This window comes from Acidithiobacillus ferriphilus, assembly GCF_018854775.1.
In the GTDB taxonomy this organism is placed as follows: Bacteria; Pseudomonadota; Gammaproteobacteria; order Acidithiobacillales; family Acidithiobacillaceae; genus Acidithiobacillus; species Acidithiobacillus ferriphilus.
Genome location: NZ_JAAZTY010000058.1, coordinates 15,154 through 35,364 on the forward strand (window position 1 = coordinate 15,154; position 20,211 = coordinate 35,364).

Annotated in this window: 14 protein-coding genes; 9 read left to right on the forward strand and 5 right to left on the reverse strand. The window is 59.1% G+C overall.

What is annotated here, in order from left to right; all coding sequences use genetic code 11:
* The first annotated feature begins 79 nt into the window (after window positions 1-79).
* From HF921_RS04820 to tsaD, 3 genes are all read left to right on the forward strand, one after another.
* The gene (locus tag HF921_RS04820; protein WP_215893411.1) at window positions 80-1,591 is read left to right on the forward strand and encodes an outer membrane protein assembly factor BamB family protein; all 1,512 of its coding nucleotides are present in this window, start codon (window positions 80-82) and stop codon (window positions 1,589-1,591) included.
* Between the two features lie 116 nt (window positions 1,592-1,707).
* Window positions 1,708-2,541, forward strand: a complete 834-nt coding sequence (locus tag HF921_RS04825; protein ID WP_215893412.1) for a ferritin-like domain-containing protein — start codon at window positions 1,708-1,710, stop codon at window positions 2,539-2,541.
* A complete protein-coding gene (tsaD, locus tag HF921_RS04830; RefSeq protein ID WP_064219904.1) occupies window positions 2,538-3,551 on the forward strand; it encodes a tRNA (adenosine(37)-N6)-threonylcarbamoyltransferase complex transferase subunit TsaD in 1,014 nt (337 codons plus the stop codon). The genes HF921_RS04825 and tsaD overlap by 4 nt, the downstream gene beginning before the upstream one ends.
* Before the next feature lie 28 nt (window positions 3,552-3,579).
* Here tsaD and plsY read toward each other — a convergent pair whose 3' ends face one another.
* On the reverse strand, window positions 3,580-4,176 hold the full coding sequence (gene plsY / locus HF921_RS04835) for a glycerol-3-phosphate 1-O-acyltransferase PlsY (RefSeq protein ID WP_215860337.1): 597 nt from the start codon (window positions 4,174-4,176) through the stop codon (window positions 3,580-3,582).
* Window positions 4,177-4,248: 72 nt separating this feature from the next.
* On the opposite strand from plsY, the gene folB reads away from it, so the two are divergent.
* The gene (gene folB / locus HF921_RS04840) at window positions 4,249-4,608 is read left to right on the forward strand and encodes a dihydroneopterin aldolase (RefSeq protein WP_215849498.1); all 360 of its coding nucleotides are present in this window, start codon (window positions 4,249-4,251) and stop codon (window positions 4,606-4,608) included.
* 16 nt (window positions 4,609-4,624) lie between these two features.
* On the opposite strand, the gene rimO is transcribed toward folB, so the two are convergent.
* The 3 genes from rimO to HF921_RS04855 are packed head-to-tail and all read right to left on the reverse strand — an operon-like array spanning window position 4,625 to window position 7,091.
* Window positions 4,625-5,965 (reverse strand): 30S ribosomal protein S12 methylthiotransferase RimO, encoded by a 1,341-nt coding sequence (gene rimO / locus HF921_RS04845; protein ID WP_064219901.1) that lies wholly within the window; start codon window positions 5,963-5,965, stop codon window positions 4,625-4,627.
* Window positions 5,962-6,345, reverse strand: a complete 384-nt coding sequence (locus tag HF921_RS04850) for a NifU family protein (protein WP_064219900.1) — start codon at window positions 6,343-6,345, stop codon at window positions 5,962-5,964. Before HF921_RS04850 ends, rimO begins: the two co-directional genes overlap by 4 nt.
* Window positions 6,346-6,350: 5 nt before the next feature.
* Window positions 6,351-7,091, reverse strand: a complete 741-nt coding sequence (locus HF921_RS04855; protein ID WP_064219910.1) for a pteridine reductase — start codon at window positions 7,089-7,091, stop codon at window positions 6,351-6,353.
* 9 nt (window positions 7,092-7,100) lie between these two features.
* On the opposite strand from HF921_RS04855, the gene HF921_RS04860 reads away from it, so the two are divergent.
* Together HF921_RS04860 and HF921_RS04865 are read left to right on the forward strand one after the other, a co-directional pair.
* Window positions 7,101-8,228 carry a class I SAM-dependent methyltransferase gene (locus HF921_RS04860; protein WP_196762963.1) on the forward strand — a complete coding sequence of 376 codons (1,128 nt, stop codon included), beginning with the start codon at window positions 7,101-7,103 and terminating at the stop codon, window positions 8,226-8,228.
* Entirely contained in the window at window positions 8,225-8,593 is a 369-nt protein-coding gene (locus HF921_RS04865) for a Spx/MgsR family RNA polymerase-binding regulatory protein (protein WP_215861175.1), read from the forward strand. The genes HF921_RS04860 and HF921_RS04865 overlap by 4 nt, the downstream gene beginning before the upstream one ends.
* Window positions 8,594-8,655: 62 nt before the next feature.
* Here the strand turns inward: HF921_RS04865 and HF921_RS04870 are convergent, their stop codons facing one another.
* The gene (locus HF921_RS04870) at window positions 8,656-13,089 is read right to left on the reverse strand and encodes an EAL domain-containing protein (protein ID WP_215893413.1); all 4,434 of its coding nucleotides are present in this window, start codon (window positions 13,087-13,089) and stop codon (window positions 8,656-8,658) included.
* A 194-nt stretch (window positions 13,090-13,283) separates the two neighbouring features.
* Between HF921_RS04870 and HF921_RS04875 the strand changes: the two genes are divergently transcribed.
* The 3 genes from HF921_RS04875 to HF921_RS04880 all read left to right on the forward strand — a co-directional run.
* Window positions 13,284-13,613, forward strand: coding sequence for a hypothetical protein (locus HF921_RS04875; RefSeq protein WP_064219898.1), 330 nt, complete (start codon window positions 13,284-13,286; stop codon window positions 13,611-13,613).
* 36 nt (window positions 13,614-13,649) lie between these two features.
* Window positions 13,650-13,778 carry a hypothetical protein gene (locus HF921_RS13430; RefSeq protein ID WP_264318185.1) on the forward strand — a complete coding sequence of 43 codons (129 nt, stop codon included), beginning with the start codon at window positions 13,650-13,652 and terminating at the stop codon, window positions 13,776-13,778.
* 193 nt (window positions 13,779-13,971) lie between these two features.
* Window positions 13,972-20,211: glucoamylase family protein (locus HF921_RS04880; protein WP_215893414.1), on the forward strand; the 6,240-nt coding region annotated here is incomplete at its 3' end.

Consider the following 20,211-nt stretch of genomic DNA (forward strand, 5'->3'; position numbering starts at 1 on the left):
ATTAATTGGTTATATGATTCATTTCTGATCGATGAATTTTTAACTGTACGCAGGTGCTTCCCATTCTTGAGGAGATAAAATGAAAATCCGCAAAACTGTCGTTTTATCCGCAATATGTATTTTAATATCCGGCACGGCCTGGGCGCAGACCGCTACGGTCCCGCTGGACCCGGTCAACAACGCGTTAGATCCGCAGAGCCCCTTTGCCGTCCTGTACCTGCCGCAAAATGCCCCCGCACCCGTCGATCAGGTCGGTCCCACGGCGTGGACCCATGCCTATGGCAACCCGCAACATAATGCCGCCTTTCCGATTGCCGCCAGCGCGCCGGCCTGGATTCGTGAGGGTGTACGCTGGAATTTCCCGGAGGCCCGGGCCTGGCCGTTGGGCGACCCGCATCCTTATGGGGAAAAGGTCTATGGCATCAAAGAGGCCCTGCCGGTGCAGACCCAGTTTTACGGTAATGCGCTCGGGGTCTCTGTCGTCAAGGGCGTGGTGTACGCCGAGAGCGATGACATGTTCGCCTACGCCGTCAATGCGCGGACGGGCAAACTGATCTGGAGAACCAGCCCGGTCGCCAATACGCTGATGGGCAATCCGCTGGTGGTCGGCACGCATGTGTACCTGTCTGCCGGAAGCGTATCCTTTAACTTCGCCAACGTGATGGAATACGCCAAACACCCGGCCAAAGCTGGGCGCGGCAAGGACATCAGCTACAACGGGATATTCTGTCTGGACCGGACCAACGGTAAACTGCTCTGGAGCTTTAAAACCGCTGGTGACGCCATGCCGACCCCTGCCTACGCCGATCATTCCCTCTTCATCAGCACCGGAGATGGCAATATTTATCGCATCCGTTCAGCGGATGGCCGGAAAATGTGGCGTACCCATGTCGGCGGTATCGCCAACATGTCCAGCCCCATCGTGTGGGATGGAAAAGTCTACGTCTCCATGTCCGTCATTCCTGGTCTGTATGCCCTGAATGTGCAAACGGGCAAGGTATTATGGAAGGGGGAAATTCCCGGTGCCGTGAATACGGGCATGGGGGATGTGCCGCCCGCTGTGGCGGATGGCATCGTGGTCATGGATTCGGTGGCAAATCCGCAGATGATCCAGGGTAAACCCACCATGACCACCCTGGTGCGGGCTTTCGATGCGCGTAATGGCAAGGTCCTGTGGACCGATGACATGGGACGCGGACCAAGAGTTCCGGCATTCAAGGGGGGCGTGCCAATGATCCATGATCATACGGTCTATGTGGGTTCACCGGTCACGTCCGCTTATGAAGCCATTGACTTGCATACCGGTAAAGTGGCGTGGACCTGGCATGTGCCCAACCCAGGCCCGGCGGGCGCCGGTCGCGGCGCGCCGACCTACTATGATCATACCCTGTATATTTCCACGGGACCGGATATTTATGCCATCGATCCGAAGAACGGGAAGATGATCCATCAATACAAGGTCGGTGGGCGTTTTGGCATCGTCAACCCGACCATAGTCGGTGGCACCATATATCTGGGCAACTCTTGGGACTGGATCAACGCCGTCCCCGTTCATGATGTGAATCCGCAATTCAACGCCCATCCGTCGTAACTCGGGGAGTATTGCGCAGGAAATCACCCATACCCTGCTATACTTCTTCCTCTTTCGCGGTCGTGGACTGGCTCAGCCGGCTGGCGAAGGTCGTGACGGAGTGATGGGGGGCTGATATGCAGTCAGATACACAGGCTTGGGCCGCTGTGGGAGCGGCTCTCTATGCTACTGATATACAACAAAAAGTATGGCAAGTGCGTGCCTTGCGCTGGCCGTTGGCACCCATGCCGGAAGTTTTTGCCCCACCGCTTTCCGCCACACCGGGGCGACCGAGCCATCCCCTGCTGGTGGGTCCCAAAGATTTGCCCAAACGCCGCGCCCTGCACACACAGGCAGGCCGCTTCGCCTTGTTGCACGCCCTGGCGCACATCGAATTCAATGCCATCAACCTGGCTCTGGATGCGCTCTATCGCTTCCCCGGTCTTCCCGAGGATTTTTACCGCGACTGGTTGCGGGTGGCGCAGGAAGAGGCGGAGCATTTCGTCCTCCTGCGTCAGCAGTTGCAGCGGCTCGGCGGTGACTATGGCGACCTGCCCGCCCACGATGGTCTCTGGGAAATGGCCCTGGACACGGCGGCGGACCCGCTGGAGCGCATGGCGCTGGTGCCACGGGTGCTGGAGGCGCGGGGGTTGGATGTCACCCCGGTCATGCGCGAACGGCTGCTGGCCGCAGGGGATGCGGAAGCGGCCGCCGTGCTGGCACGCATCGAAAGCGATGAATGCGGACATGTGGCGGTGGGCAGCCGCTGGTTTCGCTACCTCTGTGCACAACGCGGGCTGGAGCCGGACAGTACCTTCATGATACTCCTGCAGCAGCGTTACCGGGGACGGATTCAGGGGCCGCTGGCGCTGACGGCGCGGCGGACGGCGGGCTTTTCGGAGCCGGAGCTGGACTGGCTGCAGCGCCGCATCGGACAACCCGCCGCCACAAAGCCGGAGGGTGCGCCATGATTGAGCGGATACTGGGTATTGAAAGCTCCTGCGATGAAACGGGGCTCGCCCTCTATGACCGCCAGCGTGGCCTGCTCGGCGAAGTGCTGTTCAGCCAGATCGCCATTCATGCGCCCTATGGCGGCGTCGTACCGGAACTGGCGTCACGCGACCATGTGCGCCGCCTGCCCTTGCTGCTCGACGAACTGCTGGCGCAGACCGGCGGGCAGCGTCCTGACGCCATCGCGGTCACCGCCGGACCGGGACTCATCGGCGCCCTGCTGGTGGGGGTGAATTTTGCCCGGGGTCTCGCCATGGGCTGGGGTATTCCGGTGATCCCCGTGCATCATCTGGAAGGCCATCTGCTGGCCCCGCTACTGAATGACGTGGATCCCTTCCCGGCGGTGGCTCTGCTGGTTTCCGGTGGGCATACGATGCTGGTGGAAGTCCGGGGCATCGGCGACTATGTTTTGTTAGGGGAAACGCTGGACGATGCGGCCGGTGAAGCCTTCGACAAGGCAGCCAAGATGTTGGGTCTCGGCTATCCCGGTGGGCCGGCGCTGGCGGCACTGGCGGAGGGCGGAGATGCCCAGGCCTTTCGCCTGCCCCGGCCACTGCTGGACCGGCCGGGACTGGATTTCAGCTTCAGCGGTCTGAAAACGGCCTTCCGCCTGGCCGCCATGCCCATCGCGCCCGACGATGAGCAAAAGCGGGCTGACCTGGCCGCCAGTTTTCAGTCGGCGGTGGTGGAAACGCTGTTCAGGAAATGCCAGCGCGCCCTGCAGCGGACCGGGTTGAGGCGTCTGATCGTGGCGGGGGGGGTCGGCGCCAACCGGGCGTTGCGGACTGCGCTGAACGGGCTGGAGTCGGACGGGATCGAAGTCTTTATCGCCGACCTTGCTCATTGCACCGATAACGCGGCGATGATCGCCCTGACCGGCGCATTGCACACGGAGCGGGTCCAGTCGGCCACCGCGGATTTCCCTGTGCGGGCGCGCTGGTCCCTGACGGAGGAGGCGGAGCAGCCATGATGGACCAGTCATTAAGGACTGAAAGGCTTTAACGCTTTTTGAAGGGGCTTTCGCTGCCATCCAGCAGACGACGGATATTGCTGCGGTGCCGCCAGAGGATCAGCGGTACCAGCACCATGATGAGCACCCGCATACTCGTCTCAGAAGATACCGCAAAGACGATGGGCACCGCGCCGATCGCCGCCAGCAGCGCCGCCATGGACGAAACGCGCGTCACCGCGAACACCAGTATCCACAGGCCCAATACCGACAAGCCCAGCACCGGCAGGAGCGCCAGCAGAATACCCAGCGCCGTGGCTACTCCTTTGCCACCGCGAAAACCAAAAAACACCGGATAGAGATGGCCGAGAAAGGTGGCGAGGGCCACGGCGGCCAGCGCCCAGTCCTCCAGCCCGAGCAGGCGGGCGATGACGATGGGGACGACACCCTTGATCAAGTCCCCGAGCAAAGTCAGCAAAGCGGCCTTTCTGCCACCGATGCGCAGGATGTTGGTGGCGCCCGGATTGCCCGATCCGGACAGGCGCGGGTCGCCGAGACCCAAGGCACGCGCCACCAGAATGGCGGTGGCGATGGAACCGACGAGATATCCGCCGCCGGTGAGGACAACATCCAGAAGAAGTGACATGCGGTGCTTTAGTCGGAAAATTGTTTATTATAAGCTGAGCCGCGGCGGATTGTCGCTTTTTTCGGGATAAGCATGGATATTCTTTTTGTACGTGAACTGAAGGTAGATACCCGTATCGGCATCTACGACTGGGAACGCGAGGTCAACCAGACGGTACTCGTCGATCTGGACATTGCCGCCGATGTGCGGGCTGCGGCCCAGACGGACAAGGTGGAAAGCACCATCAACTACCAGACCATCTGCCAGCGTCTGGTCGCCCATATTTCAGCATCGGAAGTGGAACTGGTGGAAACCCTGGCCGAGCAGATCGCGGACATCATTCGCAGTGAATTCGGCGCGGCCTGGGTGCAGGTGACGGTGCACAAACCCGCCGCCGTGCGCGGCACACGGGATGTGGGGGTGCGGATCGAGCGGGGCGATCGTCTGCCCTGAGCGACCAAAGGCCCGATCAGGCCGACACCAACACCCCATACAGATCATGGGCATCTGCCCGGGTGATCTCCACCTCCACCCAGTCCCCGACCTGCAATCCCGCCGCCCTGCCCAGATGGACCACGCCGTCGATCTCCGGGGCATCGCTGGCGGAGCGGGCGATCACCTTGCCGCCCCGGCCCACGGCATCCACCAGTACCCGCTGACGCTGGCCCACCCGGCGTTGCAGGCGCCCCCGGCTGATGGCTTCCTGCACGGCCATGAATGCGGCGCGGCGCTCTTCTTTGACCGGCTCCGGCACCGCTCCGGCGAGCGCGTTGGCGGGCGCACCTTCTACTGGCGAATAGGCGAAGCAGCCCACCCGGTCCAGTTCCGCCGCCCGCAGAAAATCCAGTAACTCCGCAAAGTCCGCATCGGTTTCGCCGGGGAAGCCGACGATGAAGGTGCTGCGGATGGTCAGATCAGGCACGATCCGGCGCCAGCCGAGAATCCGGTCGAGGGTTTTTTCGGCGGCGGCGGGGCGGCGCATGGCCTTGAGGATACGCGGACTACCGTGCTGCAGGGGCACATCCAGGTAGGGCAGAATCTTGCCCGCCGCCATCAGGGGCAGGAGTTCGTCGATGTGCGGGTAGGGGTAGACGTAGTGCAGGCGCACCCAGACGCCGAGATCGCCCAGGGCCGCGCAGAGATCGGTGATGCGGGTCTTGAGCGGGCGGCCGTCGTGAAAAGCGGTGCGGTATTTGCGGTCCACCCCGTAAGCGCCGGTGTCCTGGGAAATCACCAGCAATTCTTTGACACCACCGGCCACCAGCGCCTCGGCCTCGCGCAGAATATCGTCCGGCTCGCGGCTGACCAACTTGCCGCGCATGCTGGGGATGATGCAAAAGCTGCACGACTGATTGCAACCCTCGGAGATTTTGAGGTAGGCGTAGTGGGGCGGCGTCAGGCGCAGGCCCTGGGGCGGGACCAGATCGGTGAAGGGATCGTGGGCCGGAGGGAGCGCCTCATGAATCGCGTCGAGCACCGCACTGGCCTGGTTGGGGCCGGTGACAGCGAGCACCTTGGGATGGGCGCCGCGCACAAAGTCGCCGCCCTCGCGGGCACCCAGGCAACCGGTGACCACCACCTTGCCGTTCTCTTCCAGCGCCTCGCCGATGGCCTCCAGCGATTCCGCCACCGCCGCGTCGATAAAGCCGCAGGTGTTGACGACGACCACATCGGCGCTGGCGTAATCCCCCACCAGCAGATAGCCCTCGGCGCGCAACTGGGTGAGGATGCGTTCGCTGTCCACCGTGGCCTTGGGGCAGCCGAGGCTGACGAAGCCGACTTTAGACGGCGTATTCGCGCCCACCTTCAAAAGGTGTTGCTCACGCTGACCACTCCCGGCACCGCGCCGACGATACGCTCGACCACCTGTTTGAGATCGATGACGGCGTTGGGGCAACCGGCGCAGGCGCCTTTCATGCGGACGCGCACATCGCGTTCGATGATTTCCACCAGCTCGATATCGCCGCCATCGCGGTGGAGGATGTGGCGTACCGTCTGCACCGCTTCCGCCACGGCCGCAGGGTCGGGCAGGGGGTCGTCGGGACCGTAGCGTTTCTGGCGATCAAGACCGCGCTCGGCCATGGCCTGGGCGTGGGCGATTTTGGCCGCGGCGAGGGGATCTTCCGCCTCCAGGGCGTCCAGTTCGTCTTCGCTGTAAAAGCGGATGGGGGATTTTACGGTTGAGCTCATGGCCGTCAATATAACATGCGACCACCATCGACGACGAGATTGTGGCCGGTGACATAAGGGGCATCGAAGAGCAGATAGGCGACGGCGCCGGCAATATCCTGGGGACTGCCGACACGCTTCAGGGCGTTGCGCTCGATGAGTCCCTGCTGGTCGCCATCGGGCGGGTCTTTATCCTCGGCCCAGAGCACCACGCCGGGCGAGACGCTGTTGACGCGGATCTCCGGCCCCAGTTCTTTGGCGAGGGCGCGGGTGAGAGCCAGCAGACCCGCCTTCGTGACACTGTAGGGCAGGTAGCCGCGCAGGGGAATTTCGGCGTGGATATCGCCTATGTTGACGACGGCGCCGCCGCTTTTCCGCAAATGGGGCGCGGCCGCCTGCGTCAGGAAAAGGGGCGCGCGCAGATGCACGGCCTCCATCGCCGCCCAGTCGTCAGACGTGATTTCGCCGAAAGGGGCAGGGGAGTACAGCGAAGCGTTGTTGACGAGGCCGTCGAGATGGCCAAAATATTCAATAGTCGCATCTATCAAGCGAGCGGGGGTTTCCGCCTCGCTGAGATCGCCGGCGATCAGGAAGGCTTCGGTGCCATACTGCATGCGCAGCTCCTGCACCAGAGCTTCGGCCTCTGCTGCGGATCGCTTATAATGCAGGGCGAGCTGGCAGCCCTCCGCCGCGAGCTGGCGGGCAATGGCGGCGCCCACCCTGCGGGCGGCGCCAGTGATGAGAACGACTTTTCCGGTAGCTTTCAAGAGGTGTCCATGCGCGTAGAGCGTCCCGATTTTTTAACCCATTCTCACGGGGGGCGCAAGACACATCTGCCCGTCCCGGACGCCGATGCGCTGGTCCACTCGGCGGCGTTGCTGACCCATATCCGGCGGGAAATCGATGCCGCAGGTGGGATGATCTCCTTCCGTCGTTATATGGAGCTCGCTCTCTACACGCCGGGGCTGGGCTACTACATGGCGGGGCAGACCCGCTTCGGTGCGGCGGGCGACTTCGTCACGGCACCGGAAATGGGACGGGTGCTGGCCGCCGTACTGGCCCGGACCCTGCAACCCGATCTGGGGCCGGACGGCATTCTGGAATTTGGCGGCGGGAGCGGCGCACTGGCTGGCCAGATCCGGGAAATTTTGCCGGACACACCCTATACCCTGCTCGAACCCAGCCCCGATTTGCAGGCGCGGCAACACGCGGCCGTGCCCGGCATTCAGCATCGGCAAACGCTGCCGGAACATTGGCGCGGCGTGCTGCTCGCCCACGAAGTGCTGGACGCCATGCCGGTGCAGGTGCTGGAGTTGGACGCCTTCGGACAATTGCACGAATGCGGTGTGCATTGGAATGGCGAGGCACTGGAGTGGGCGCTGTTGCCACCGCCAGTCCCTGCGCCGCTGGCGGCGCGCTTGGCACCCTATGTAACGCATTGGCCCCGGCCCTATCGGACGGAGATCAATCTCACCGCCGAATCCTGGCTGCGCGAAGTCGCCACCCGTCTGGACTCCGGCGCCATTCTTCTGATTGATTACGGGCACGAGGCCGCAGAGTTTTATCACCCACAGCGGCAGATGGGCAGCCTGCGCGCCTACTATCGCCATCACTGGCTGGACGATCCCTTTTATCTGCCGGGCCTCTGCGACCTCACCGCCCACGTGGATTTTACCGCGCTGATGACCGCTGCGGTGGAGGCCGGGCTGGAAGTAGCCTTTTATGGCCATCTCGCCCGCTTTCTGGTGGAACACGGGCTGGCCGAGGTATATGGCGCCCTCTGCGCGCAGGCGGGTGACGACGGCATATTCGCCCTGAATAACGAGATTAAACGCCTCACCCTGCCGCAGGAAATGGGCGAGAGCTTCAAGGTATTGATTCTGATAAAGCGGGAGAACGTATGACCATTCAGATTTACGGCATTCGCCACTGCGACACCATGAAAAAAGCCTTCGCCTGGCTGGACAGCCATGGGCTGGAGTACCGCTTTCACGATTACAAAAAGGCCGGAGTGCCAATGGCGGAACTCCGCCATTGGCTGGAGCACTGGGACTGGGAAATTCTCATCAATCGCAAAGGAACTACCTGGCGACGCTTACCGGAGCATGAACGGGAGATCGTCGTGGATGCTGAATCCGCACTTAAACTGATGGAAACACACCCCAGCCTGATCCGTCGACCCATTTTGACCAACGGTGACCAGGGCCTGCTGGGTTTTGATGTGGCGGCGTGGGCGCAGGCATTTCCTATCCGCCGCGAGGCAGGATGATCGACCATCCTGGACAGACATGAGGTACGGACCTTAGCTGTCCGATTACCCGATGGGTTTGTCTATCGTTCTTCTGCGGCTTTACTGCGCTGGAACGCATCCAGAATCGCCGCCTCAAATGCTTTTTCCGCCTGTTCAACAACGCGCCAGTCGCCATTTATGGGAGAAGAAAGCAATAGGACATTCATGGCCGCGATAGCCTGGTGATATTCTGCGTGAAGCCGATACAGAGGATCGTCGTCGGGAATTCCCAGGCGATGCATATCGACATGAATAGGACAGATTGTGGCATTCGCCAGCGTCGCACAGTCCACCAGGCGTGGATTGTAACAAATCGTTTTTTTCAACGCGTCATGATTAACGAGCTGTGTGGCATAGAGCCCGAGCAGACTGGCGGGCTGCTGCTGCGGGTGTAAAGGGACCGGATCGAGAAATGCCTGCAACTGTGATAGTGGCATGGGCCTGGCGATCGCATAACCCTGGAGGAAATTGGCGCCCATGATCGTTACCGCATCCAGGATGTCATCCGTTTCCACGCCCTCCACCACCAGATCCACTCCCATTCCAACGGCGAGGGCCTGGATAGATTCCACAAAGTGGAGATCCTGGGGGTGCTGTTCCAGGGTTCGGATAAAACCCTGATCCAGTTTGATCTCATCGACGGGAAGGTCTTTCAGGCGCAAGAGGGAGGAATAGGCACTACCCACGTCATCCAGGGCCAGACGCACGCCAAGCGCCCGCAATTCCAGGAGATGTTTCAAGGCGGCGGGCTGTTCCAAAAAATCGCTTCTTTCGAGAATCTCCAAGGTGATGCGTGACGGATCCGCCTTGCCTGAGGCAACCATTTCCCGCAGCCACAAGGTGCTGGATTCCGAGATGGAACTTGGATCTACATTCACGGATACCCACAAGGACCACCCTTGAGCCTCCAAGATGGGCAGGTCCGTCAAGGCCTGATCCAGAACCTTCTTGCTGAGCACAAACAAATCGGCCTCTTGTAATTGTGGCAGAAACTCAGCCGGTGACCAGACTTTTCCTTCTGCATCCCGCAAGCGAGACAGCGCCTCTACACCCGCCACCTTGCGAGTGCGGCTATCCAGGATCGGTTGATACCAGATCTCCAGAGCTCCGGTATCCAGTAGACGTTGCGCCATTGTGCGCCGTATTTTTCGAGTTTCCTCGCCGAAAAGTACCCAGGAAAACTCCCGATTGGCCTTGTGGGCCTTACTCTCATATAGCGCCTGATCGGCCAGACGCAGAAGGGCATCGGGATTGTCTCCCTCCGCAAAAGGATAAATGGCCACCCCCATGCTGAGGCCGATACTTACCATCTGCCCATCCTCCAGGGTGATGGGGGCACTGATCGAGCGTCCGATCGTGTCGAGGATGGCTTCCAGGGGATCCAGGTGATCTAAATTCTCTACCAGCACGACAAACTCATCGCCGCCTACACGCGCGATAAAATCGGTTTTACGCAGACTCTGAGGCAAGCGTTGGGCGACGATCCGCAGCACTTGATCTCCGGCGTCATGACCATAGGTGTCGTTCACCGGCTTAAAACTGTCCAGGTCCAGCATGCATAACGCCAGAAGACTCTCGTTCCGCGTTGCGTGGGCTATGGCGCGATCCATCTCCATATCCAGGGCGCGGCGGTTAGGCAGGCCCGTCAACAGGTCAGAAAGAGATTGTCTGGATAACTCACCCATGAGGTGATGACGTTCCGTAACCTCCATGGAGGTCCACACAATAACGGGATGTTTCGGATCCGTCAGCAGTCGCTGACCAGAAACGTCCACATAAACAATCTGGCCATCTTTGCGTTTTATCGCGAGATCTTTCAGCGCCCCATAGCCCTCGGCGAGCACTTCCTGGGCGAGTGTGGCCATGCTTGCGCTGCTTTCATGATCCGGACAGCTCTTTCCCGCAAAAAGCTCCACCAGGTCCTCCACAGAAGAGGCGCCATAGATTTCCAGCATGCGGGCGTTTACCCGTTCGATAAGCAGATCCGGAAAACGCACGATGCTGATGCCCGCAGCAAGGTTATTCAGCAGCGCCTCATTGAAAGCCTGGGTAGCACGCTCCCGGTGGACTGCATCCAGATGGTCCAGCCCAAAGCTGATGTCTTTGGCCATCTCTTCCATAATCCCGCGAACATCGGTCTCCACTGCCTTTGCGTCGCCTTTTGCATAGACGGTGCACACGGCCCAAAGGACTCCATTCCGACGGATCGGTAGCACAGAACTGCCGTGAAATCCAAAATGGGCGACACGCTCTCGCCAGAGAGCCTTCGCATTCTGGGAGAAATCGGCATCATAGATGGCCCTTTGCTGTCTCCAGACCATCCCGGTGATTCCTTGTCCTTCCGGAATATCCGCCCGGCTGGATATTTTTATATCGTTCAGATAACCGGTTTCTCCTGCCGCCGCCAGCACCTGAAAATCTCCTTGCGCATCAGGTCTGCCAATCCAGGCAAGGGCGCTGCTGGTATATTGCACGATGAGGTCGCAAACCTCCTGAAGTAGGGAGTCCTCATCGTCTGCGCGAGTGATGGCTTGATTTACCTCACCCAGCAGCACATTAAAATCCGTGAGTTTCCGCTGATGCTCCAGGCTCCGTTGCAAATCTGCCTCCAAGACCTTGCGCTTGGTAATATCTCGGGCAGAATCCAACAATACCCATTTTCCCTGTATCTGGATGGGCGAACCATTGATCTCCACATCGATAATGGTCCCATCCTTACAACGATGGCGAGTCTCAAAGCGCAAGGACTCCGCTGTGGAAAATTGCCGGGCGATTAACTCCTTCAGCTCACCGGCGCTTTTCTCGGCGTCCCACTGGGAAACGTGCATACCCAACATTTCCGCACGGGAGTAGCCGAGCATGGTGCAGAACTGATAGTTAACCTCGATCAGAAAGCCGTTTTCGTCAAGAACGTGAATACCATCGCTGGCATTGTTCAATAAAGCTTCGTTTTTCTCCGACGATTCCTGAAGGGATTTTTCCAGCGAGATGAGTGCCTGGTGTTGCCGCCACTGCGTCAGGGCCAGACCGAGGGTGGCGGCCAACTGGCCGAGCAATCGCTGCAGGGATGGGGTGAAATGCCGGGGCAAGTCGCTCACTATCACCAGTACGGCGGATGGCTCCGTGTCTTCGTACACGAAAACCGGATAGGCCATGACACTCCGAATACGGGACAGCGGCGCTTGCTGTTGTTGTACAACCGTCATCGCGGGAGACTGCTGAGGACGGGTGGGTCCCTGTGCGGTTTTTTCGCGGAAGGCCCGACTGGGGATCATGTCGCCATAAGGGAAGTGTGCCGCATCACGGGAGGGTGTCAGCGCTTCCATGGTCTGTCGAAGTTCCGGTGTGTCCGCGCTGGCGGCCACGACCCGCAACCACTCACTGTTCGCTTCGGGAACGACGACATAGGCGCCGATGGCTTCCGTCTGCTCCACCACGACCGCCACCAGCCGCCGATACATAACCTCGGGATCGCCCTGGCGCAGCAAATCCTGCTGGGCCAGGATCGCTGCCATCTGGTATTGGCGAAAGCGCAGTATCCGGCGGAGGAGTTGTAGTAACAGCGCCACCCCGGCCAGAACGCACAAAGCGGTCAGCAGAATGGACAGTCGCGTCCGTTCCACCCGCCAGAAGGCACGATCCAGTGCCGCCGCCGTCCATTGCACCTGCAAAGCCCAGGGATAACCGGGGACAGGAACTACTACTTGACCAACGGGCCTGGGCAGAGGCGTACCCGGTGCCGCCCAGTGGCCATCTTTCCAGATCGATATAACCTGCCCATGCGGTCGCATGAGGACGATAGATTGCAGGTATAGCGGTGTATGGATCACGCTCAGATGGGAGAGCATGAAGGAACAGCCAATGAACCCCAGCACATGGCCTTCGCTGTTCCGGATACGCTGCCGCATAGTCAGTACCCAGGCATGTGCCCGATCGGCGTAGAAAGGCTTTCCCATGAAGCGATCTGGATATCCCGGTAGGGGCGTGAAGTCATTGTCCGCAGCAATGCGCCTCGTCGACTGCTGCACGCTCGACCAGACGATTCGATTGCCGGACGGATCCCGAACATCGATGGCCATAATGGCCGGATGGGTCTGCTGAAAGGCGACAAAGGCGGAAAGAACCTTGGCACTCGGTAACAGATGGTCCGTGCCCTGGGCAAAAAAAGCATTTCTGAGGAATGCAAGGTCATAGAAACGTGCGTCGATGTTGGCGGCCACTATACCGGCGGTTTGCGTGGCGGTGACTTCCGCCCAATTATGAAAATCGGCCCGGATGGATTGCTTCAGATCAGCGGCACGCCACCAGGCAATACTCATGAACAAGAGTGCCAAAGCGATGAAAAAAGCCCTGGTTCCCCACAGAATTTCACGGTCACTGCGGGAAAACACTCCGACTTTCTTCTTGGCTTTGCCTCCCATGAAACGAGCCAACAATAAACGCCGGGCAGATGATACATGGCGCAGAGGGGGCATCTTGGCGGGATCTCCAGTCTTTTAGCAAGTATATCAGATCGGCACCGTCATCATCAGCCTTATACATTTGTCGTATTGGGGGATTACCGGCTAGAAACATTAGGCGAACGGGTTGCCGCACGCGGCGACCAAGAATGAGTTATACTGGACGACGCTTGGTGGACCTTCGCACACCGCTACACAGGAGCATGATCATGAACCGTTGGGTGGCAACCATGACCGGTATACTGCTTATCGGTAGCTTCGCTGCCGGGGCCCAGGCAAGTACGGACAGGGCATCAGCCCCTTATCCGCTCACGCATAACAGGACCATCGCCCAGATGCGCCAGCATCTCCAGCATGAAGAGATCGCGCAGCACCAGTTGGAAGAAAGGATTATCACCCTGAAGGCCCACCATGACCGGGCAGGCGTTATTCGCGCCGAGCAACAACTGAAATCCAGGACGGCCAATATTGCAGAGCTCAGAGCAGAACTGCATGATGCCATGACCAATGGTGAAGGATACCAGAGCAAGACACATTAAAGCCCGGCGATAACATCACTCCAGAAGGAAACCATCATGAGCAAAACACAGCAGAGCAATAAAGAAACCAAGAAGCAGCCGGCGATGTCACCCAAAGAGAAGAAACAGGCCAAACAGGCCAAGAAGAATTCCAGCGGTGGTGGTGTCACCATCGTTCCCCGCTGAGATCATCGGCGCCAAGTCAAAAAGTGTGGAGGAGTCCCGTAACAGAAACAGCTTGCGGTACGCAGAAGTAAGGAAGAATACGTGATGCTCTAATGTGTCGTCAGGTTATTCCGAGGAGAGCGTCATAGCTACAAAAAAGTTAGAGTTTTCGTCCTGCGTAAAAAATACCCTGAACAACGCATCGGATACGAACTTGTTACGCTCGGAGTTGTTCAACGTTGAACAACTGAAACAACATGCGGTAACGTTGGCTGGTCAGCATGCTATCGATCCATACCCCGGGCCAGATCGCCTGCTACCACGTCTGGCCGACAACGCCGCTGTTTTGCGTGCGGCCTATGACGTGGTCACCGCAGGAACCGCGCAGGCTGAGCAGCGGACCCTGGCTGGCGAGATTTGGTTGCTCGATAATTTCTACCTCATCGAGCAACAAATCATTCTGGCACGAAGACATTTGCCTAGCGGCTATGGCAAGCAACTGCCACGCCTGCAATCCGGCAGCTTAGCGGGATTCCCCCGTATCTACGACCTCGCCTCTGAATTGATTGCGCATCAGGATGCCCGTGTCGACAGTGATAATGTCAGCGCCTATATTCAGGCCTATCAAAGCGTTACGGCATTAACGCTGGGCGAATTATGGGCCTTCCCCATCATGCTGCAATTGGCGTTGTTGGAAAACCTACGCCGCGCTGGTCTGCTCGTTGCCTGCCGGCGAGAGGAACGCAACGCCGCCATGAACTGGGCGGATCGCATGCTCGCCACCGCAGAAAAAAAGCCGAAACTGCTGATCCAGCTACTTGCTGAATTCGCGCATGCGGATATGCCCTTGACGGCACCGTTTGTAGAGGAGTTTTACGCCAGATTGCAGGCCTACGGTCCCGCTATGGCGTTCGTGCAAACCTGGGTCGAACATAAATTGCTCGAACAGGGCATAACCGCGACGCAGTTGTCCGAAGTGTCCGCCAGAAGATCCGCTGCCAACCAGATATCCATGGCAAACAGTATTGGAAGCCTACGCTTCCTCACCGCTGTGGACTGGCGGGATCATGTCGAAGCATACAGCGTTGTCGAACAAAGCCTGCGCCAAGACCCTATGGGAATATACGCCGGACAAAATTTCGCAACACGCGATCGTTATCGCCACGCTATTGAAGATATTGCGCGCAGCAGCCGGCGCGATGAGCTGGCCGTGGCGGAAGAGGCAATTGCACTTGCCCAGGCGGTAGCGCAGCAAACAGGCAGCGGCGATCGCTCTGCGCATGTCGGCTATTATCTGCTGGATCGGGGTCGGCAACACCTTGAGCGGGCGATGGGCTGTCACTTCGAATGGCGCTCAGCGGCCCGACAGATGGGCGACCATCTCCGTCTTTCCCTGTATATCAGCGCCATACTATTATTGACGGCACTGATCAGTTTAATTTTGTGCTTCCCCCTTGCCGGTCTCAGCTCTGCAGACTGGCGTTTCTGGTGGCTAGGCATAGTCGGGGTTGTGAGCATTTCAGCTTTGGCGGTTTCTCTGGTAAATCGCCTGATTACCCTCTTTATGGCGCCCGGCACCCTGCCGCAGATGGATTTTTCGCAGGGTGTTCCTGATGCGCACCGCTGCATGGTCGTTATCCCGACGCTGCTGAGTACGCCCCAAGAAATTGACGCGTTGCTGGAGGCCCAGGAAATCCGCTACCTCGGAAACCGCGATCCCAATATTTACTTCGCGTTACTGACGGATTTTCGGGATGCGGCAGAGCAGACCTGTCCGGAAGACGCTGCATTGATCGACTATGCACGTGTCGCTATTCAGACCCTCAACACCCGCTATGCCGATGATCGACCTTGCCTATTTTATTGGTTTCATCGGCCGCGGGTATGGAACCCATTTGAACGGGTGTGGATGGGCTACGAACGCAAACGCGGCAAACTGGAACAATTTAATGCGCTGCTGAGAGGGTCGGCGGAGACAGCGACATTCTCAGAGCAGGTCGGCGACCTGTCCATCCTCGGCAGCATCCGTTATGTCATCACCCTCGATACCGACACGCAATTGCCCCGTGACACGGCGCGGGCACTGATCGGTGATATGGCGCATCCGCTTAACCAGGCCGTATATGACGCCGACAAGGGCCGTATCGTCGATGGCTATGCGATCATTCAGCCCCGCGTGGCGATCGACCTGACCAGTGCCGGTCAATCACCATTCACCAAACTCATGGCCGGGGATTCCGGTATCGACCCCTATACGCGCGAGGTGTCCGATGTCTATCAGGACGTTTTCAGCGAAGGCTCCTTCATCGGCAAGGGCATTTACAATGTAGATGCCTTCCGTCAGGCGGTTGATGGCCGTTTTCCAGAAAACCTCATCCTCAGTCATGATTTACTGGAAGGCGGGTATGCCCGTGCGGCACTGGCGACCAACGTCGTCCTGATCGAAGAATTGCCGGGAAGTTACACCGCAGAGGCCTCCCGTCGACATCGCTGGATTCGGGGTGACTGGCAGATTGCCGGCTGGCTGTTGCCGTCGGTGCCTGGTGCCCCAACGGCCGACGGTATGCAGGCACCGCGTCCGGCCAATCCGCTATCGAGTTTGTCGATGTGGAAAATCTTTGACAATCTCCGTCGCAGCCTGGTGTCGTCCGCGCTATTGTTACTGCTGGCGGGGGGATGGCTCCTGGACCCGGCCTTCTCCTGGTTATGGACCACACTGGTAACCGCTATCATCCTCGTGCCGGTCCTGCTTTCGCCGCTCATCGACCTCTTCCGCAAGCCTCAAGACCTCGACTTGGCGGCACATCTCGCCCTGACCAGAGCTTCGGCAATTCGCCCACTGCTCTCCGCACTACTGACTGTCGCACTGCTGCCCTATGAGGCCGTGATGAGCCTGGATGCCATTCTGCGCTCGGGCACGCGAATGCTCTTCACCCGTCGGGGATTGTTGCTTTGGCAACTGCCTTCCTACCTCCGCCGTAACGCCTGTCAGACCCCCGGCGATTTTTTCATGGAGATATGGAGTGCACCACTGCTCGCCATCCTTATCGGGATAGCCTTGGTGGTTGCCGCCAATCTGGGGCTCAGTTCGCCCTCAGCCTTACTGTTCAGCACGCCCATTTTAGTGTTATGGCTGTTTTCACCGCTTATCGCATGGCGGATCAGTCAGCCGCTGCGGACCGGTGTTACGGATTTGGATGACACACAGCGACGTTTTCTGCGGCTGTCGGCACGGCGTACCTGGCGGTTTTTTGATGACTTTGTCAGCCCTGCGGAGCACTGGTTACCCCCCGATAACTTTCAGGAGTATCCCGCGGCGGCCATTGCCTCGCGCAGCTCACCGACCAACATGGGCATGTCCTTGCTGGCGAATCTGGCGGCCTATGATTTTGGTTATATTTCCGCCGGCAAACTCCTTCAACTGACCGAAAACACCGTGGCAAGCATGGAGCAACTGGAACGCTATCACGGTCACTTCTATAACTGGTATGACACGCGCACCCTGCAAATATTAAGTCCGCAATACATCTCAGCGGTGGACAGTGGCAATCTTGGCGGCTGCCTGCTCACCCTCCAGGCGGGGTTGAACGCGCTCAAAGATCATCCGGTGCTGCCGGATAACGCCTTTGCGGGTTTGCAGGATACGCTGCATCTGTTGGCAGCATGCATCCACGACATCCCCACGGCGGACCTGACCGAAAAAGTCCATGCACTGCACGACATACTGTCTGCCACGGCGCTCAACGGGTTCCCCTCATCCCTGGTGGATGCCCGTGAGCGGCTTGCTGATATTCAACGGATCAGCAGCGATCTCGTGAATGGGCTCCCCGCCGATGCTCCGGCGGATAGCGATTGTGCTTACTGGGTGCGGACATTTGATCAACAATGCCGCGCTTTCGCGGCGGACCTGGAAGACCTCACCCCTGCAGCGCGGCATTTAAACGCTGCCCCGACACTGGCCGAATTGGCCAATGACATTGCCATGGGGACGGCAAACACCCGGGCGGCTGCCGCAGAACGGTTGCGGGTCATCGATCAATTGGTGGATCGCTGCCGCGCGTTGGCGGTGATGGATTTTGAATTTCTTTACGACCATACGCGCGACCTGCTGGCTATTGGTTACGATGTCGGGGAACGGCGCCGTGATCCCGCCTGCTACGACCTGCTGGCATCGGAAGCACGCCTGGCCAGTTTTCTGCTTATTGCACAAGGGCAGGCACCACAAAAACATTGGTTTTCGCTGGGCCGCCTGTTGACGAGCTACGGCGGCGAACTGTGCTTGATTTCATGGAGCGGCTCGATGTTTGAGTATCTCATGCCGCAATTGATCATGCCGGATTTCCCCAACACGCTGCTCAACCAGACCTGCAAAGCGGCCGTCTCCCGCCAAATAGAATATGGTCGCCAGCGCGCCATACCCTGGGGGATATCGGAATCCTGCTTCAACGTCATGGACATGCATCAAGTCTATCAATACCGGGCGTTTGGGGTTCCCGGTCTCGGTTTCAAACGCGGTCTCGGCGATGATTTGGTGATTGCACCCTATGCCAGCGCGCTGGCCCTGACCGTGCTGCCGTGGGCGGCATGTCATAACTTGCAAGCCCTTGCCGCGCAAGGGTTTCTCGGTACTTATGGATTTTACGAAGCCATCGATTACACGCCATCCCGGGTGCCACCGGGCGAGAGTCATGCCATTGTCCGCACCTTTATGGCGCATCATCAAGGCATGAGCCTCCTGGCTTTTGCCCATGTCCTTCTCAATCAGCCGATGCAGCGCCGGTTTTTATCTGATCCCGGCATTCAGGCCACTCAGTTATTGTTGCAGGAGCGTCTGCCCAGGCAAGAGGCCACCTTGCATCCCCATGCCGCTGAAGTCAACGCCGCCGCAAAGGTGTCCAGCGACGAGACCGCCGCGATTATGCGCGCATACACCAATCCGGATACGTCCATGCCAGAAGTCCACCTTCTGTCTAATGGCCGCTACCACGTCATGATCAACCACGCCGGCAGCGGCTACAGTCATCGTGGTGGTCTCGCCGTGAATCGCTGGCGCGAGGATACCGCCGTAGATAACTGGGGAACCTTCATTTATCTGCGTGATCATCATTCCGGACACTTTTGGTCGACAAGCTATCAACCCACCCGAAGCAAAGCCGATCACTATGAGGCGATTTTCGTCCAGGCGCGGGCGGAATACCGTCGCCGCGATCAGATGATAGAGAGCTATATGGAAGTCGCCGTTGCACCAGAAGACGATGTGGAGATCCGCCGCGTGACGCTCACCAATATCTCCCCGCGCATTCGTCAGATAGAGTTAACGAGTTATACCGAGATTGTCCTCGCGTCGCCGAATGCCGACCTTGCTCACCGCGCATTTAGCAACCTGTTCGTTCAGACCGAAATTCTGGCAGAGCACAATGCGATTCTCTGTACCCGACGTCGCCGCTCACCGGACGAACAAACGCCTTGGATGTTCCATCTGTTTGCGGCTCCCGGGGTTGCCGCCAGTGCAGCATCTTACGAAACCGATCGCGCACAGTTCATCGGCCGTGGTCGTACCGTCGAGCATCCGCGCGTCTTCGATAGACTACAACAGACTACCTTATCGAATAGCGAGGGTCCCGTATTAGACCCCATTGTGGCCATCCGGCGTATGCTAACGCTTGGCGTAGACGAGTCCGCGACGGTGCAGATCATTTCCGGACTTGCCGATACCCGGGCGGCGGCCATCGCCCTGCTGGAGAAGTATAGCGATCGTCATCTGGTGGAACGTGCTTTTGAAATGGCCTGGTTCCAGAGCCAGGAGGTGCTCCGTCATCTGCGCGCCAGTGAAGCCGATGCCCAGGTGTACGGCCGCCTCGCCAATTCCGTGGTCTACGCCAGCGCCCTGCGCCGGGCCACGCCCAGCGTTATTGCCCGTAATCAGTTAGGGCAGTCCGGCCTGTGGCGCTTCGGGATATCGGGTGATTTGCCGATTGTGCTGCTGCGCGTCAGTCAATTAAACCGCCTTAATCTGGTAAAACAAATACTGCAAGCCCATGCCTATTGGCGACTGCAAGGACTGGCGGCCGATCTGGTGATCGTCAACGAAGATTTCACCAGTTACCGGGCCACGCTACAAGACCAGATTATGGGCTTGATTCACACAGGTCCGGAAGGACAAGTCATCGACAAACCCGGTGGCGTCTTTGTACGCCGCGCCGAAGAACTTTCCGAAGAGGATCGCGTGCTGTTCCAGACCGTCGCGCGCATTATCCTCACCGACAGCACCGACTCCCTGCTGGAGCATGTGGAACGGCGGGTATCCGGGGATCGCTTCCCTGCTCCGCTGAACCCGCGGCCACCCCCCGCCACCGAGATCATACAGCCGCTGCTTCCGCGTGAACGTATTTTTTTCAACGGATTGGGTGGATTCACGACCGATGGACGTGAATACGTCATCAGTCTGGAGCCG